At 67.8% G+C, this 16,985-nt stretch carries 9 protein-coding genes; 2 read left to right on the top strand and 7 right to left on the bottom strand.

Going from position 1 to position 16,985, the window contains the following annotated elements:
* Positions 1–22: 22 nt before the first annotated feature.
* The 4 genes from BZZ08_RS06635 to BZZ08_RS06620 all read right to left on the bottom strand — a co-directional run bounded on the left by BZZ08_RS06635 (position 23) and on the right by BZZ08_RS06620 (position 8,652).
* On the bottom strand, positions 23–1,498 hold the full coding sequence (locus tag BZZ08_RS06635) for an ATP-binding protein (RefSeq protein WP_104631194.1): 1,476 nt from the start codon (positions 1,496–1,498) through the stop codon (positions 23–25).
* A 182-nt stretch (positions 1,499–1,680) separates the two neighbouring features.
* Entirely contained in the window at positions 1,681–3,237 is a 1,557-nt protein-coding gene (locus tag BZZ08_RS06630; RefSeq protein WP_104631193.1) for a hypothetical protein, read from the bottom strand.
* A gap of 64 nt (positions 3,238–3,301) precedes the next feature.
* Entirely contained in the window at positions 3,302–5,200 is a 1,899-nt protein-coding gene (locus BZZ08_RS06625) for a hypothetical protein (RefSeq protein WP_104631192.1), read from the bottom strand.
* Positions 5,200–8,652, bottom strand: coding sequence for a helicase-related protein (locus tag BZZ08_RS06620; protein WP_104631191.1), 3,453 nt, complete (start codon positions 8,650–8,652; stop codon positions 5,200–5,202). Before BZZ08_RS06620 ends, BZZ08_RS06625 begins: the two co-directional genes overlap by 1 nt.
* A gap of 520 nt (positions 8,653–9,172) precedes the next feature.
* Between BZZ08_RS06620 and BZZ08_RS06615 the strand changes: the two genes are divergently transcribed.
* Entirely contained in the window at positions 9,173–10,138 is a 966-nt protein-coding gene (locus BZZ08_RS06615) for a hypothetical protein (RefSeq protein WP_241965390.1), read from the top strand.
* Between the two features lie 842 nt (positions 10,139–10,980).
* On the opposite strand, the gene BZZ08_RS06610 is transcribed toward BZZ08_RS06615, so the two are convergent.
* A complete protein-coding gene (locus tag BZZ08_RS06610) occupies positions 10,981–12,510 on the bottom strand; it encodes a helix-turn-helix domain-containing protein (RefSeq protein ID WP_104631190.1) in 1,530 nt (509 codons plus the stop codon).
* Positions 12,511–12,596: 86 nt separating this feature from the next.
* Positions 12,597–12,794, bottom strand: a complete 198-nt coding sequence (locus tag BZZ08_RS06605; protein WP_104631285.1) for a DUF4236 domain-containing protein — start codon at positions 12,792–12,794, stop codon at positions 12,597–12,599.
* Positions 12,795–13,100: 306 nt separating this feature from the next.
* Here BZZ08_RS06605 and acnA point away from each other — a divergent pair, with 306 nt between their 5' ends.
* A complete protein-coding gene (acnA, locus tag BZZ08_RS06600; RefSeq protein ID WP_104631189.1) occupies positions 13,101–15,815 on the top strand; it encodes an aconitate hydratase AcnA in 2,715 nt (904 codons plus the stop codon).
* Between the two features lie 67 nt (positions 15,816–15,882).
* Here acnA and BZZ08_RS06595 read toward each other — a convergent pair whose 3' ends face one another.
* A complete protein-coding gene (locus BZZ08_RS06595) occupies positions 15,883–16,818 on the bottom strand; it encodes an FG-GAP repeat domain-containing protein (protein WP_241965389.1) in 936 nt (311 codons plus the stop codon).
* Between the last annotated feature and the right edge of the window lie 167 nt (positions 16,819–16,985).

Here is a 16,985-nt window from a genome sequence, read left to right as displayed (position 1 = left end):
GGGGCGGGCACTGACAACGGGCTCACCCGTTCCAGAAGCCCTGCATCTGGTCGAAGGGGGGCATCGTCCGGAGGCGTTCGCGAGCGGCCGCAGGTGAGCGGCCGTCTGAGACCAGTGCCTCGTAGATGCGCTGTGCGACCTCCGTGGCCTCGGCGTCGGCGGGCCCGGGGCCCCCGAAGGGTTCGGGGTCGTCGCTGGTGTCAGTCTCGTGCATCACGCGGAGGGCGGTGACCGGCACCGTCTCCTCAAGCAGACGGATCAGGGCACGTACGTCATCCGAACCGGCACCACCAGAGCGCAGAGCTGCCTTCACCAGAGGGTGGCCCCGGTTGATCCGACAGGTGACTTGGTCGTCGACACGGCGGACGTTCCACGCGTACACGAGTGGATCCCCGTGTGTGCGCGCAGCGATCTGCCCGCGGTGCCGAAGCACGTCGGCGGCCCTTCTCCTGGCCTGCAGGGCGATGCGCCGTAGATGAGAACGCAGTGCGACGGGCGGGACGACACTGGACTTCCGGACGTCGACCCCCCATTCGACATCCGTCTCGGCGGGGATGTCCACGGCGATCCGTGCCAGGTTGTACTTCTCCTCGCGGCGCAACCCGCGCTGTCCCAGCCAGTCACCGGCAAGGATCAGACGGTCCCGGCGGTACACGTAGAACCCCTGCTGGTCGAGCCACCCACGCGGGCCGCCGGCCTTCTCGTACTCGTCCGGGGCGAGCCTCTGGGCACTGGGAAGGACGAACGCCTCCACCCGTACGGAACCCGCCCCCAACCGCAGACGCTCGACCGGAAGCGGTTGTACGGACGGGTGACGGGACAGGAACGGGTCCCAGGGCTCGACGGGGCTGCCCGACACACGCAGGTTGCGACGTCGGCTTCCGGTGAGGAACCTGCCGAAGACCATGCCCAGGTGGGACTCCGTGCGGGCTGCCTCCGCGTAGAACTGCTTCTGTGTCCGCTCGTCCTCCACCGTCACCGCGTCGACGTGGTAGCCGTTGAGGCGCCGCCACAACACAACGGTGCCGTGGTCCGCCTCACCCCGGATCCGGTCGAGCAACTCGCTGGTCGTCTCGTCCGCGCCGCGTAGCAGTCGCCACTCGCCCGACCTCTCGACGACGTTGAGGTCCCATGTGCGTACGTGCCATTCGCCGGTGGTGGCGGTGGCGACGGTGAGCTGCCGGGCCTGGGAGAACGAGGCCGACTTGAGGCCGACGCCGAAGCGGCCCAGGTCCGTTGCACTTCGGGGCGTCGCAGGGCCTCGCGCGGCCACGGTCATGGCGGTCACGAGCTCGTCGGCGGTCATCCCGGCACCGTCGTCGGCAACGGCGATCCACGAGTCCTGCCCGGCCCAGGTGAACTCGACGTCGATGGTCGACGCCCCAGCGGACACGCTGTTGTCGACGAGATCCGCGATGGCAGCAGGCAAGGAGTACCCGAGCGAACTGAGCGAGGCGACCATGCCCGCCGGCTCCGGAGCCGCTATGTCGTACATCATGCCGAGTTTCCAGCCTACTTCCGAGTTCTGGTGCTGGATGTGATTATCCACCGGCATCGCCACCTGCAGGGGACGTATCTCTGTCCCGAGAGGACGCACGAGCACCGTGCTCTCGGTGGTTCGCCTGGTTGACCAGACGAGTTCTCATGTCGCGTCAGAGAGCCGATGATCAGGCTGACTCGCTACCCGAAGCGGGGGCGCCAAGAGCTCGTGCGTATCCCGAGCGCGTCGATGTGTACTTGGTGTCGGCCCACGGTGATCGACCGTTTCCGCACGTCGAAGTGCACCCCTCTGGCCGGGAGATCCGGGTTCCTCAGGGCGGTCACCAGGGAATCGAGGTCGGGCGGCGTCCCCAGCGCCTGCACGTAACGAAGAGAGGTGGCGTGCATGTCCGGAACAGGAAGAGGGCGCGTGGTGAGCTGCTGCGGCGTGCCGACGCACCAGGTCCAGCTGATCGAGTCGAACGAGGGCCAATTTCGCGGCAGACGAGCACTGGCGGCACCCGATCGGAGCTCGCCTCTGAGGCGGTCCAACTGCGCTGCTGCAGAACTGATCCAGCTCTCGATCTTCATGCCTTCGTGCAGGGACAGGGCTTCGATCGGCCACTTGATCTCGAGGCAGAGGCCGAGCATGCGGACCGGGTCCACGACGACCACGTCCAGATCGCCGGCAGACCCGCCGTCGGTCCTGGCAGCCGGGATGCGCTCGGCTACCAGGGCGCCCGGGGTGGCGCGCAGCCACTCCGTCCAGGCCGTCGCACGTGCACCCTGCGCCCTTCCGATGCGGCCGAATCCACCGGGCGCATGAGTGGCTGAGCGAAGCATGATCGCGTCCACGGACCTCGGCGTCAGGAGGGGCGGACAGATGATCACGACGTCGTCCTGGCTGATGAGGGGGGAGGTCCTGCAGGACCTGCCGGGTCGGTAGGTGAGTCTCTCCAACACGAGAGCCTGGTGCGCCTCGGACACGTTGGGGCACATCTCCGCGATGACGGCGAGCAGCCGGGAGGTCGGCATGTGCGCGAGCGTCGCCTCCAGACGGGAGAGCCTGTGCGCGGTGTACTCACTCAGAGAGGCGATTCCCATGATCACAGCCAGCACGCTGGTCATGTCACCGGCGGTCATTCCATCTCCGAGTTCGAAGGAGTCGGGAACCTGGCCCTCGGATACCGACTGCCGGTACACCTCGATCGTCGCAGCGGCCCGCTGGACAGCTGCCTCGAGGACCTCCGGCGGTGGACCACTACGAAAGTCGACGACTCGGGACGAGATCCACTTCCGCTCCACGTCGGAGAGCAGGGGCACGCCCGTGGGACGCGCGTCCTGCTCGAGGATCATGTCGGCTACCTCGGCCGAAGCGTCCCAGCGGTGACGCACGCGGAAGTCGCCTCTCGTCATGCGAACGTCGTAGGCGCCGCTCCGAATACTGGCCTCCAGGGGGTCGAACCGCTGAGCTGCCACCGCGGCGAGGACGATCTCGTCGGCGTCCTCCTGCGAGCACGCACCCGTGCCGACGGGTTGGTCGTGATGCCACGCGACGAGTTGCGCGAGAACGCTTTCCCACGGAACGTCCGTCGTGACTCCCGAGGCGATCCCCATCGCACGGACTCTGGTCGCGGTCCGGAGCAGGTCGTAGATCCGCTCCGGACCGGAGTTCCATCCGCTCAGCGCTCGGGCCCGGTCCCGGGCGTCGGCAAGGACGCCCAGCAGCTCTTGTTGTGGTCTCACGCTGAGCTCCACTCGTGCAGTTCGGTGGTCAGGAGCCCTGTGTTGTCGACAGGGCGCGCGGGTACTGCCCTCGGTCTCAGAGAGTCGGGTCCCAGTACCCGACCCTCGAACCGTCCGGGGAACCGAAGAGATGCCAGCGGGAGAGGTTGCGGTTCCAGGACTGGCAGGCCGTCTCGGGCAGCTGCAGGCAGCCGTGGTCGGCACCCTCGTTCGTGATCATGCAGTTGGGGTCGTACAGGCACGAGTCGTTGTCGACGGCGCGACTCACGACCGCGTCGAGGTTCTGCTCCAAGACGGTCCGCATCGCACCCAGGCTGAAGTCGCTGCCCCCGTTGGGGTAGACGGCGAAGGCCAAGTCGTACGGGAACAGGTACTCGGACAGGCTCGTCTCGCTGTACCCGCTGTCGACCGCCAGCGCCCGCAGGATCTGGTGCGACAGGGAGTGCAGCAGACCGAACAGCTCGTGGACCGGGAGGTCGGGGTGTCCCGGAGCGGGCCGTACCTCGTGGGAGAGAGCCTGGCCGTTACTCGGACCGAGCTGGTGAACAAGCCACTGGGCGACACCGCCGGCGTCGTCGAGGGCGCCTTGGCTGACGAGCTCGTTCCGGACCATCCACCGGCTCACCCGGTCCCGGTCCACCGGGAAAAGCAGCGCCTCCGCCTGGGTGGGGTGCGCGTAGAGCAGTGTCTTCTCGGGAGCACCCCGTGAGACGCGCCCCCGGTAGGGGACCAGGTCCGCCTCCTCGGGGCTGAAGCCGGTCCGGCTGTAGCCGATCGCGAGGTAGGTGATCGGGAGGTCACTCACCAGGCAGGTGTCACGGCTGAGACCGGCGGCTGCCAGGACCTCGGGGTAGCGTTCGTAGAGGGCGCGCCGCTCCGGGTTGCGCGCTTCCCGCTGCAGTCGTGGGACCCCGAGGCGTTCCAGGTTGAGGACGCGACGGTAGGTGTGCAGCTCGGCCGCGAGCCCGCGGGCGTCGTCACTCCCCGCGTCGAGCCCGAGAGCCTTGCCCACCCGGTCCCGCAGATGGTCGACTTCGACCGGCATGAAGCGTGCCCGCAGGGCACGCGCCTGGTCGTGCAGACCGGCCTCCTCCATCACCCGGATGCTCTCGACTACCTCGTCGGGCACGTCGACCGTGTGTCCGTCCGTGAGCCGACGGAACTCGTCCTCGGTGATCTCCCCGAGCCACCAGCCGAGCACGGCCGCGGTGTACAGGGGATTGCTCTGCCGGGTCGCCTCCTCCGTCGTCGTCACGTTCACGAGGGTCAGCCCGTGGCCGACGTGCGCGGTTCCCGCGGAGTGAAGCAGGGGGTTCATGAACTTGTCCGGGTAGCTGCACGAGGAGTTGCTGCAACTCCACTGCACACCCAGAGGGAAGCCACAGGTCATGCACTCCCACCGGAAGTCGCGGAACCGGCTGGCGCGGTCGTCGAGCCTGAACCGGGTGTGGCCCCTTGGGCACTTGCTCGGCGGGTACATCGGCGACGTCTCGCCGCACTTGTGCGCGAAGACGAACTGGAGCTGCCGGTTGCCGACGACGCCGCCGCAGGCCGGGCACGCCGGCGGCCAGTCGTCGGTCCCCGGCCGAGGGTCGCCGGCCGTCCAGACGTGCCCGCACCCAGCCCTGGAGCAGCGCACCACCCGGGGCCAGACGCGGCAGAAGACCTTGCCCGGGACCACGACCTCGTAGTGGCGATCGCCGAGTCGGTCCTGGTCGCCGGGGAACTCGGGGGCCCGGTCGGACCCGGCGACGAAGGCGCGTCCGGCGGCCCGCCATCTGCGAACGAACCGCATCGCCTCCTGGACGAGGTGGTCACGATCCAGGGAGGGGCCGTCGAACTCCTCGTCACGCCCGAGCTGGATCACCTGTGTGGTGTAGCCGCCACGGTGGTCGAAGGTCTGGCCGGGCCTGAACCGGAAGAGGACCTGGCCGCGGTCGCGGGACATCTCGTCGTTCCTGGGGTTGAACGCCATCACGACCTCCGGTTGTCGGACACGACGTGGAAGGGGATGCCCTCGGAGACGTCGCGGAGACTCGTCATCGGTCGGCACTCGAGTCCCAGGTAGTCGCCCGTCGCGCGGTACCCCCGGTTGTTCCCGCCGGCGAGGGTGGCGGAGGCGCCCGCGGAGCGCAGGCTGGCGACCGCGTGCTCCACCATGTCCTCCAGGTCGCTCCGGAGCTCCTGTCCCTCAGGTCGGTGGGACTGGAAGACCGCGTGGAGTGCCTCGAGCAGCTCGGTCAGCTGGACTCCCTCCAGGCCGCCCAGGGAGGGATCACGGAGAGCAGCCTGCATCTTGGAGAGGTCGTGCAGATGCCCCGGAGCGTTGCCCGCCTGCCACCAGTCGCGGTTGGCGATCTGGAGCAGGTGACCCATGAGGATTCCGGGAAGGGTCCTGCGCACCGCGAACCGGCTCCAGCGGTTGATCGCCACCGGTTCGACCATGCGGTCCAGGTACTCGTGGAACTTGCCGTGGTACCGGTAGTGCGAGCGGTCCCGCTCCCGTACCGGGTTGAAGAGCATGAACACGAGTCCGTGGTACGCGCGGCCGACGCGTGAGGATGCCTGGATGTACTCCGCCATCGACCTGGGCATGCCGTTGAACAGCATGAAGTTCAGCCGGTCCACGTCGACCCCGTGGCTCACCATGCTCGTGGCCACGACCATGCCCGTCTCGCCGTCGGTGCTGCTCAGGTCGTCCAGGACGCCACGCACCTCGTCCAGGCGCGTCTCGCTCTTCAGCTCGGCCACGCGGAGGTCCGGATAACCTTCCCTGCGCAGCGCTTCGTTGACCTGCGTGTCCAGCGAGCGGCGGATACGGCCGAAGTCGACGAGCGTGGTGGCGTACGTGAGGCTCGTGCGGTACAGGTCGACGACCGCCCGAAGCTCCTCCTCCGGCCACGCCTCGAAAGCCGGCGGAAGTTCGCGGCGCTGCTCGAGCTTCCACAGGGCTCGGTGTGCGGAGGTCAGGATCCTGACCAGCGTCATCTCCGCGGTCCCGCGGGTCGGCATGACCCCGACGAAACGGCGGAGGGGGAGCCCTCGGTCCAGGCGCCAGTAGAAGCTCTCGTCGAGGTTGGGCCCCGGGAGGGGCACCACGACGGACCTGAGGCCGAAGAGGTGCTCGCTCTGGCGGTCCTCGCCCCGGATGGTCGCGGTCGTCGCCACCACCTTCATGCGGAATCCTCGTCCGTCGGCCCTGTGCCTTGAGGTCAGGGTGCGCTGCACCTCCGCCAAGAGCCCCTCGTAGTGCCCCGAGAAGGCCCCGAGCTCCTCGTTGACCATGTGCAGTTCGTCGATGATCTCCAGGGAGGGGGAGGGGTCGTAGAGAGGTGCCTTCAGGGGCCCGGGAGCCGCCTTCGGATGACCGGGCGCGTGGCGCTCGTGGCACTTCCCGCCCCGACCGAACCCGTGCGGCGTGCACCAGCAGTCGACGTCCCCCAGGAGCGCGCCGAACTTGTCCGACAGCCCGACGTTGGCCAGCTTGTCCAAGGTGCCGACCACGACCGTGGGGAGGTAGCGGTAGATCTCGGTGTCCACCACGACGATGGGCAGGATCTTCCCGCACTGCTCGTTGCCGCAGACGTGCCTGAGCCTGAGCTCCTGAGGATCGGGGGGTGGGATGTGTACCGACCGTTCACCGCAGTAGGGGCAGTCATGCACAAGTCGGTACGCATGCCGCTCTGCCTCGCTCGACCGAAGGCGGTCGAGCGTGCGATCGGACGTGAGCGAGTTTGGGGTGTTGCCTCCGCCGGCGTAGAAGCCGATGAAGAAGGGCCACCCGGGATTGCCGCCGACCTCCTTGATGCGGTCGGCGTTGCGGCCTCGGACGATGTCAGCGGCGGCAATGACGTCGAGTTGCCGTTGTGTCTGCTGGAGGGTGAGGAGCCGGAGGGGGAAGCGGCACCAGGCCGAGACCCCGACCTCCTTTCCTCTGGTCCGGTCGTAGAACATGCACACGAGGACCAGGCCGAGATAGGCCTCCGTCTTGCCGCCTCCAGTCGGGTACCAGACGACGGTCGCCGCTTCGGTGGGATCCACGTCTTGGTCGTCACCCCAGAGTCCCGGAGTGAAGAGCTCCTGGGGGTGCTCCCGCCAGGCCAGGGCGCCGAGCTGGCTCACGATGGCCACGAGCTGGAAGAGGCGCCACCCCCGGTTCGGTTGTTTCCTCCGCGTGTTGAGCTCCGTCATGGACTCGTTCGCCAGCTGGAACGCGGTCAGCAGACGGTCGTCCCGCCGCAGCCACGCGATGCCGTCGCGGAAGCGGGCGACCTCCAACGCGGCGGCCTGGCGGTCGGACTCCTTCCGGCGGGCCAGGTCCGGCCTGTCCTGGAGGTCCTCCGTGCTCCAAGCGGGGGCGTCGAGATACGCCTCCATCTCGTCGGCAAGGTCCTCCAGAACCGGCAGCGGGTCCGCAGCGAGCGCCGAGTAGCCCCAGCCTTCGTCAGCACGGGCCACCGCGCGATGGGTGTCATGCTGCGGCACGGGCACGCTGCGGACGGAGACAAGCCGGCCGTCGTGCCACCGCGGCTCGACACCGCAATTGTTCGCGTACGCCCCCAGGTCACCCGAGTAGCGGTAGGCGTCGGCACCGAGATCCATCACGATGGGCAGGAGAAGGTCACCGTCGATCTCCAGCCCTGCGCGGAACAGGGCGTTGTCCCTCGCCTCGTCGCGGCGGCTGCGGCCCGCGTTCCTGCCCTTTCCCTGGACGGTCACGACCGGGTCCACGGCGAGGTTCTGCAGGGTCGCGGTCACCCGGAGCCGTCCCGGGGCCACCGGCCTCGACGTGATGACGACGTGTGCGGCGGGGGTCGGCACCACAGGATCCCCGGCCACCTCCCGGGCCAGCCACTGCTCGAATGACCGGTCGTCCTCCATCGCTGCGGGAGGCACCAGACGCTCCCGCCGGTCGTTGCCCACGCGACGGTCGATCCGCGGATCACGGAGCGCCAGCTCGACGGCCCCGGCGAAGGCGTGCCGGAACTCACCCTCCAGAGTATGACGGAGGCCGGCCTGACCGAGGACGATCTCCACCGGGCCGACCGCCACGTCAAGTCGCCTGAACAACGGCGCCAGCCGGTACGGCTCCTCGCGGTCGCCAGCCCACTCCAGCTGCTCCGCTCGGGTCGGCAGGGCCGAGTAGTAGAAGGACGCCTTCGCCCTGACCATGACGGAGCTGGCGTTCTCGGCCTCGAACTCGAACCCGAGGCTGTCCGGAGTCATCCGACCGTACCTCGGGGCGGCGCCACCCGGCTCGACGGCGTGGGGACCGAGGCTCTCCATGAAGTAGCGTGCGCTGGGAGGTTCGCCGAGGCAGACGTCGCCCTGTGACTCACCTGTCGCGTCGGTGACCACCGCGCTCACGAGGTGCTCGACGAGGGCCGTCTGCTGGGCGACGTTCGGCTTGAACGGTGGTGTGGTCACTGCGTCTCTCCTCCAGCCTCGGCGTAGTTCGCCGACGGGAAGGAGGCGCTGCAGGAAGACCTGAGCAGCAGACTGGCGCCGTCGCTCATGAACGAGCGACGGGGGAGCCGAAGCGGCTCCGAGGTACGTGCCGGTGGCGACGAGCATGCACAACCGGCCCACAGGACAGGGGTGTCCACGGGGTCTCCAGGGTCCGCGAGTCAGAAGCCGCCATGGCACGACGCCATGGCCGGACATCTTCTGCTTCTCCGAACCTGATCAGGATGAGCTCAGGGCAAAGCAAGTTACAAGCCGATAAACCAAGTTGATCGAATCTGTCCGGAACCAACCGAGTCCTTGTCTGAATCGATCGGCCACCGAAGGGGTGTGGACGGTCGTACGTGTCGACGGATGCAAGGACGGACTCCGTCCTTGCATCCGCGGGCGGAAGGCTTAGCGCGATCGGCGACCTGCATGACTTGGGCGTGGCCGAACGCCGAGACGTGGCTCGACGATCTCAATTAGGTCCTACAAAAAGTACATGGGGGGCAATGTGACCATCGATGTAGTCGACGCCGTAGGGCTCGTCCGCAAGAACCGGAAGACGCGCGAGCGTTTGCGGAAGGCTGCTCAGCAGCTCGATCAGCAGGTCGCTGAGGACTCCATCGCCTTGGACAAGGCGCGGCAGATGCTCTACGACGTGGCCGTTCTTCCCTTTCGCGATGTCTACGGGCATGTGAAGAACGTAGATCACTTCGAACTGGCGGCGATCGAGAGGCCCACCGCGAGCATTAAGAGGAGTGCCGAGCCGCGGCGAACGGGTGGGGTCGCCGTGGTGCCGGCCGCTCGCATGGCTGGCGGTGCGGTTCTGGTCCTCGGGCTTTCACTCGCCGTCGGTCCCGCTGCCAAATCGGGGTCCTATCGGGCGGTGCAGGGCCTCGGATCCGCCTCCACGGGCAGGGCGATCAAGTCGCTGCGCGGGGCCGCAGCCCGCAACGCCACAGAAGCATGGTTTGGTCGCGGGGCTGTTGCGGTCGGCGGCGGAGGGAGAGCGGCCGGCAGGAAGATGCTGGACCAGATCGAGGCCACTTCGAGCAAGGTCACGTACGAACTGGCAGCGGCATGGCGGATCCAAGCGCTCGAAGCCGGTCAGCAAGAGGAGGCGCGAGGGCTGGAGCGGCGTGAAGCCGACATGAAGCAGAGACAGGACGAGGCGCTCGCGCTGCACGAGCACTTCGAGGACATGCAACGCGTCACTCGGGATCTCCGGTCCGAGCTGCTGACGAGGTTGCCGTCCCTTGTCGCTCTGGTCGACAACTCCGAAGATTTCGCCCAATACGGCTCCCGGCAGCGCGCAGAGGTGACGACGATGGTCGATCTCGACGGTCTCGCGGTGAAGGTCATGAGGTGCCCGATGGCTGATCCAACGGGACGCCCGGCCGAGGAGTCCAAGCTCGTCGTCGCCGAGGTCGAAGCGCGACTCCAGGCGATGCAACCACACGCGTGAGGTCCGCCACCGGACTGCCGATCCGCTCGGACGCAGCGTGCACTGGTGATCACGAGGCAACCCAGGGCGTTCAACCGGGTCTCGGAGCAGGGGCATCCCAGGGACTTTTCAGGGACTTTCACGTCTGTCCCGGGGAGGTTCCAGGGACTTTCCGTCGTGCAAGCAGGGAAGGCCCTGGCAGCGCCGAAAGATGCGAACGCGCTGGTCAGGGCCCATCCGCCTAGCACTCGATGATGTTGACCGCCAGCCCGCCCCGCGCCGTCTCCTTGTACTTGACGGACATGTCCGCGCAGGTGTCCTTCATGGACTTGATGACCTTGCTGGCCTCGACGTACGCGTCCGCTCTCCCATTCCGTTGGCAGGCCCGACGACGGCAGCACGCGTTTCACTGCTCGTCTCGACGCGCTCCCGGGCAGGGTCGTCGCGGACGCTGTCGGCGGGCGCCTCGGGCAGCAGGTCGCCGACCCGGACGTGGGGGGCGGCCGGATGATCGAAGGAGCGCCGGTGCGCGTGGAGGTCCGGGCTGGAACTGGCCGTAGCGGTGTAGTGCGCTTGATGCGCGTGCGCGGCGAGGACTGAACTCTGAATCTCAGGAACGCCAGTGGCGCCGTCGGTGCGGACATTGCGAGGCCCCTTTGGCGAGCACTCTGCGTGAAGGCTGACGGATATTCAGATACCTCTGATGCATCGTCACCAATTTAAGATCATCTTGCACGTGCGTTGCACAAGGTGATGAAAAACAGCGATGGTCAATGAAGGGTCCCGCAAGTGCGTAACAGCAGGTCAGCAGGCATTCAGGAGTGTCGCGCCCCTCATCTCCTAGGGGCACGACACCCCGCCAATCAGATGTCCCGGAAGATCTCGATCTGTGCCCCGATCGAGTTCAGCCGCTCGGCGAGGTCCTCGTAGCCGCGGTTGATGACGTACACGTTGCGCAGGACCGACGTGCCCTCGGCCGCCATCATGGCGAGGAGGACGACGACCGCGGGGCGCAGGGCGGGCGGGCACATCATCTCGGCGGCGCGCCAGCGGGTGGGGCCCTCGACCAGGACGCGGTGCGGGTCCAGGAGTTGGAGGCGGCCGCCGAGGCGGTTCAGGTCCGTGAGGTAGATGGCGCGGTTGTCGTAGACCCAGTCGTGGATGAGGGTCTGGCCCTGGGCCGAGGCCGCGATGGCCGCGAAGAAGGGGACGTTGTCGATGTTCAGGCCCGGGAAGGGCATGGGGTGGATCTTGTCGATCGGGGCTTCGAGCTTGGAGGGGCGCACCGTGAGGTCCACCAGGCGGGTGCGGCCGTTGTCGGCGAAGTACTCCGGCGTGCGGTCGTGGTCGAGGCCCATCTCCTCCAGGACCGCCAGCTCGATCTCCAGGAACTCGATCGGGACCCGACGCACCGTCAGCTCCGACTCCGTGACCACGGCGGCGGCCAGCAGGCTCATCGCCTCTACCGGGTCCTCGGAGGGGGAGTAGTCCACGTCGGCGTCGATGACCGGCATGCCGTGCACGGTGAGGGTGGTGGTGCCGATGCCCTCGACGCGGACGCCCAGGGCTTCGAGGAAGAAGCAGAGGTCCTGGACCATGTAGTTGGAGGAGGCGTTGCGGATGACGGTGACGCCGTCGTGGCGGGCGGCCGCCAGGAGGGCGTTCTCCGTCACCGTGTCGCCGCGCTCGGTCAGGACGATGGGGCGGTCCGGGCGGACGGTGCGGTCGACCACCGCGTGGTAGTGGCCCTCGGTCGCGGCGACGTCCAGGCCGAAGCGGCGCAGCGCGATCATGTGCGGCTCGATGGTCCGGGTGCCGAGGTCGCAGCCGCCGGCGTAGGGCAGCCGGAAGCGTTCCATGCGGTGCAGCAGCGGGCCGAGGAACATGATGATGGAGCGGGTGCGGACGGCGGCCTCGGCGTCGATGGCCTCCATGTCCAGCTCGGCCGGCGGCACGATCTCCAGGTCGGTGCCCTCATTGATCCAGCGGGTGCGCACGCCGATGGAGTTGAGCACCTCCAGGAGGCGGTAGACCTCCTCGATGCGGGCGACCCGGCGCAGCACCGTGCGCCCCTTGTTGAGCAGCGAGGCGCACAGCAGGGCCACGCAGGCGTTCTTGCTGGTCTTGACGTCGATGGCGCCGGACAGGCGACGGCCGCCGACCACGCGCAGGTGCATCGGACCCGCATAGCCCAGGGAGACGATCTCGCTGTCCAGCGCTTCGCCGATCCGGGCGATCATCTCAAGGCTGATGTTCTGGTTGCCGCGCTCGATCCGGTTGACGGCGCTCTGACTGGTGTTGAGCGCCTCCGCAAGCTGTGACTGCGTCCAGCCGCGGTGCTGCCGAGCGTCACGGATGAGCCTGCCGATGCGTACGAGGTAGTCGTCTGCCATGAGGTTGAGGCTATCTCAGATATGAGATCGCGCCTCTCGGGGGGTCCGTTCGGGTGACGTGACGTCAAGAAACCGCTGGTGACGGCTCAGCGGCGCCTGCTCGTCGTCGTACGACGCCATCCGAAAGGTCCCGGCAAATCCATCGATGTCGTACGTCGTCCGGTACTGCTGCGGGTGTGGCGCGGGCCGTTCCCGCCTCCGGTCGTGATGGACCACGAACGCTTGTTGATGTTCAGCCGCACTCCGGGGAGGATCCGGAAGCTCTTGCGGAACGTGAGCGGCATCGTGCCCCCTTCCGAGTCGTGCCGGGTCGGTCCGGCACGCATCGGATACCCCCGTTCGGCGTACTGATGGCCGCACGGGTCACCCGGGATGGGGCGTACGCCACACGGCGCCCGGACATGACCGGGCCGCCCCTATGTACTAGAGTTATCTCGACATCGAGATATCTGCCGAGGCGTACCGCAGTCGCACGCCGCTACCAGGCCTGGCGGTAAGGGTTACCTAACTTAGCCTTACCTTAGCGGATCGGCCGGGGGGGCGTGGCGGCAGGATGCGGTGGTACGCGCACATAAATGAAGGAGACTGTCGTGTCGGCGAACAGCTTCGACGCCCGCAGCACACTGCAGGTGGGCGACGAGTCTTACGAGATCTTCCGGCTGGACAAGGTCGAGGGCTCCGCGCGCCTTCCCTACAGCCTGAAGGTGCTGCTGGAGAACCTGCTCCGCACCGAGGACGGCGCGAACATCACCGCCGACCACATCCGCGCCCTCGGGGGCTGGGACTCGCAGGCCCAGCCGTCGCAGGAGATCCAGTTCACGCCGGCCCGCGTGATCATGCAGGACTTCACCGGCGTGCCCTGTGTCGTCGACCTCGCCACCATGCGCGAGGCCGTCAAGGAGCTGGGCGGCGACGCGGCGAAGATCAACCCGCTGGCCCCGGCCGAGCTGGTCATCGACCACTCCGTCATCGCCGACAAGTTCGGCACCAACGACGCCTTCAAGCAGAACGTCGACCTGGAGTACGGCCGCAACAAGGAGCGCTACCAGTTCCTGCGCTGGGGCCAGACCGCCTTCGACGAGTTCAAGGTCGTCCCGCCCGGCACCGGCATCGTCCACCAGGTGAACATCGAGCACCTGGCCCGCGTCGTCATGATCCGTGACGGCAAGGCCTACCCCGACACCCTGGTCGGCACCGACTCGCACACCACCATGGTCAACGGCCTCGGCGTCCTCGGCTGGGGCGTCGGCGGCATCGAGGCCGAGGCCGCGATGCTCGGCCAGCCGGTCTCCATGCTCATCCCGCGCGTCGTCGGCTTCAAGCTCACCGGTGAGCTGACCCCCGGCACCACCGCCACCGACCTGGTCCTCACGATCACCGAGATGCTGCGCAAGCACGGCGTCGTCGGCAAGTTCGTCGAGTTCTACGGCGAGGGTGTCGCCGCCACGTCGCTGGCCAACCGCGCCACCATCGGCAACATGTCCCCGGAGTTCGGCTCCACCGCCGCGATCTTCCCGGTCGACGACGAGACGCTGAACTACATGCGCCTGACCGGCCGCAGCGAGCAGCAGGTCGCCCTCGTCGAGGCGTACGCCAAGGAGCAGGGCCTCTGGCTGGACCCGAAGGCCGAGCCGGACTTCTCCGAGAAGCTGGAGCTCGACCTCTCCACGGTCGTGCCCTCCATCGCCGGTCCGAAGCGCCCGCAGGACCGCATCGTCCTGGCGAACGCCGCCGAGCAGTTCAAGCAGGACGTGCGCAACTACGTCGACAGCGTGGACGAGGCGGGCCAGGAGTCCTTCCCGGCCTCCGACGCCCCCGCCGTCACCAACGGCGTGCCGTCCAACCCGGTCCCGGTCACCGCCCCCGACGGCACCACCTACGAGCTGGACCACGGTGCGGTGACGGTCGCGGCCATCACCTCCTGCACCAACACCTCCAACCCGTACGTCATGGTCGCCGCCGCCCTGGTGGCCAAGAAGGCGGTCGAGAAGGGCCTGACCCGCAAGCCGTGGGTCAAGACCACCCTCGCCCCGGGCTCCAAGGTCGTCACCGACTACTTCGAGAAGGCGGGCCTGACCCCCTACCTCGACAAGGTCGGCTTCAACCTGGTCGGCTACGGCTGCACCACCTGCATCGGCAACTCCGGCCCGCTGCCGGACGAGGTCTCCCAGGCCGTCAACGACCACGACCTCGCGGTCACCTCGGTGCTCTCCGGCAACCGCAACTTCGAGGGCCGGATCAACCCCGACGTCAAGATGAACTACCTGGCGTCCCCGCCGCTGGTCGTCGCCTACGCCCTCGCGGGCTCCATGAAGGTGGACATCACCAAGGACGCCCTGGGCGCCGACCAGGACGGCAACCCGGTCTACCTCAAGGACATCTGGCCGACCGAGGCCGAGGTCAACGACGTCGTCGCCAACACCATCGGCGAGGACATGTTCTCCAAGTCCTACAGCGACGTCTTCGCGGGCGACGCCCAGTGGCAGGCGCTGCCGATCCCGACCGGCGACACCTTCGAGTGGGACAGCGAGTCCACCTACGTCCGCAAGCCCCCGTACTTCGAGGGCATGGGCATGGAGCCGGCCCCGGTCGAGGACATCTCCGGCGCCCGGGTGCTCGCCAAGCTGGGCGACTCGGTCACCACCGACCACATCTCCCCGGCCGGTGCGATCAAGGCCGACACCCCGGCCGGCAAGTACCTGACGGAGCACGGCGTCGAGCGCCGCGACTTCAACAGCTACGGCTCGCGCCGCGGCAACCACGAGATCATGATCCGTGGCACCTTCGCCAACATCCGCCTGCGCAACCAGATCGCGCCGGGCACCGAGGGCGGTTACACCCGCGACTTCACGCAGGCCGACGGGCCCGTGTCGTTCATCTACGACGCCTCCCGCAACTACATCGAGCAGAACATCCCGCTCGTCGTCCTGGCCGGCAAGGAGTACGGCTCCGGCTCGTCCCGCGACTGGGCCGCCAAGGGCACCGCGCTCCTCGGCGTCAAGGCCGTCATCGCCGAGTCCTACGAGCGCATCCACCGCTCGAACCTCATCGGCATGGGCGTCCTGCCGCTCCAGTTCCCGGAGGGCCAGACCGCGGCCTCCCTCGGTCTGACCGGCGAGGAGTCCTTCTCCGTCTCCGGCGTGACCGAGCTGAACGACGGCACCACCCCGCGCACGGTGAAGGTCACCACCGACACCGGCGTCGAGTTCGACGCGGTCGTCCGCATCGACACCCCGGGTGAGGCGGACTACTACCGCAACGGCGGCATCCTGCAGTACGTGCTGCGCAGCCTGATCCGCAAGTAGGCGGCGGCCGCACAAGCCGAGGGCCGCACTCCCGTCGCCGGGAGCGCGGCCCTCGCGTCTGTTCGCCTCAGAACATCAGGCGGTACGTGTTCCAGCCACCGCTGCCGATCTTCACCCGGGACTTGAACGGGGAAGCGGCGTTGCCGGTGCCCTTGTACAGGTACAGCGCACCGTTCTTGTCGCGCGCGACCACATCGGTGATGCCGTCGATGTCGATGTCGCCGACGGAGAGGATGTTGTTGTACGTGTTCCAGCCACCGCCGACGCGGGTGCGGGACGTGAACGGCGCCTTGTAGTTGCCGGTGCCCTTGTAGAGCCACAGCACGCCGGAGCTGTCCTTGGCGACGATGTCGTCCTTGCCGTCACCGGTCAGGTCGCCCTGGCCCGCGATGTGCGTGTAGGCGTTCCATCCGCCGCCGACCTTGTAGCGCTGGGTCAGCTTGCCGTTGCCGTAGCCCAGGTACAGGTACAGCACGCCGGACTTGTCTCGGGCGAGCAGGTCGTCGGCGCCGGCGCCACCGAGGTTGCCGGCGGAGAGCAGACGGTCGTAGATGTTCCAACCGTTGCCCACCAGCTGCTGGAAGTCGTCACCCCACTGCGTGTAGCTGAGCTGGTTGCCGGTGACGTCCCAGATGCCGTCCGAGGAGCCGTCGTTGTCGTGGTCGACCTGCGTGATGAAGCGGGTGTTCTGCCAGCCGGAGCCGTTCCAGATCCGCTCGGAGTCAAGACCGCCCTTGAAGTCGGGCAGGTAGGCCCACAGTACGCCGCTGGCGTCCGTGCCGAAGAGCGGGTTGACGGGGGCGTACTCGTCCTCGGCGGCGCCTGCGCCGAACTTCGAGGCGTCCGACGCCTTCGCGTCGACGGGCGTCTTCGAGGTGGAACGCCCGGGGCCGTCGGCGGCGACCGCGGCACTCGTACCGGTCGCCACCAGTGCGGCAGTGAGCGCCGCAGCCGTGGCACGCGCCAGGGCGCGACGCGTGTTCAGGCCGGAGCTTTTGGCCACGTGGATCCTCCATTTGGTCATGCGGAGGGATCACGGACGGGTAAGTCCGCAGGATCCCGGGATACTTCGTGATCCTTACACATGACGTTCACAGGTCAACCAGATTTACGGCCGGGGACGAGAGCGGTACAGAACAGGTACGCAAGTGCAACGTGGGGCGTACAACC

It is taken from the genome of Streptomyces sp. MH60 (genome assembly GCF_002939385.1).
Classification (GTDB): Bacteria; Actinomycetota; Actinomycetes; order Streptomycetales; family Streptomycetaceae; genus Streptomyces.
This window is presented reverse-complemented; position numbering and strand designations above follow the sequence as displayed.

What these genes read in the sequence shown, in the direction of transcription:
- BZZ08_RS06625 (WP_104631192.1), bottom strand. Translation starts at nt 5,200, where the DNA reads ATGGCGTTCAACCCCAGGAACGACGAGATGTCCCGCGACCGCGGCCAG.
- BZZ08_RS06615 (WP_241965390.1), top strand. Translation starts at nt 9,173, where the DNA reads ATGGGGGGCAATGTGACCATCGATGTAGTCGACGCCGTAGGGCTCGTC.
- BZZ08_RS06635 (WP_104631194.1), bottom strand. Translation starts at nt 1,498, where the DNA reads ATGATGTACGACATAGCGGCTCCGGAGCCGGCGGGCATGGTCGCCTCG.
- BZZ08_RS06610 (WP_104631190.1), bottom strand. Translation starts at nt 12,510, where the DNA reads ATGGCAGACGACTACCTCGTACGCATCGGCAGGCTCATCCGTGACGCT.
- BZZ08_RS06605 (WP_104631285.1), bottom strand. Translation starts at nt 12,794, where the DNA reads ATGCCGCTCACGTTCCGCAAGAGCTTCCGGATCCTCCCCGGAGTGCGG.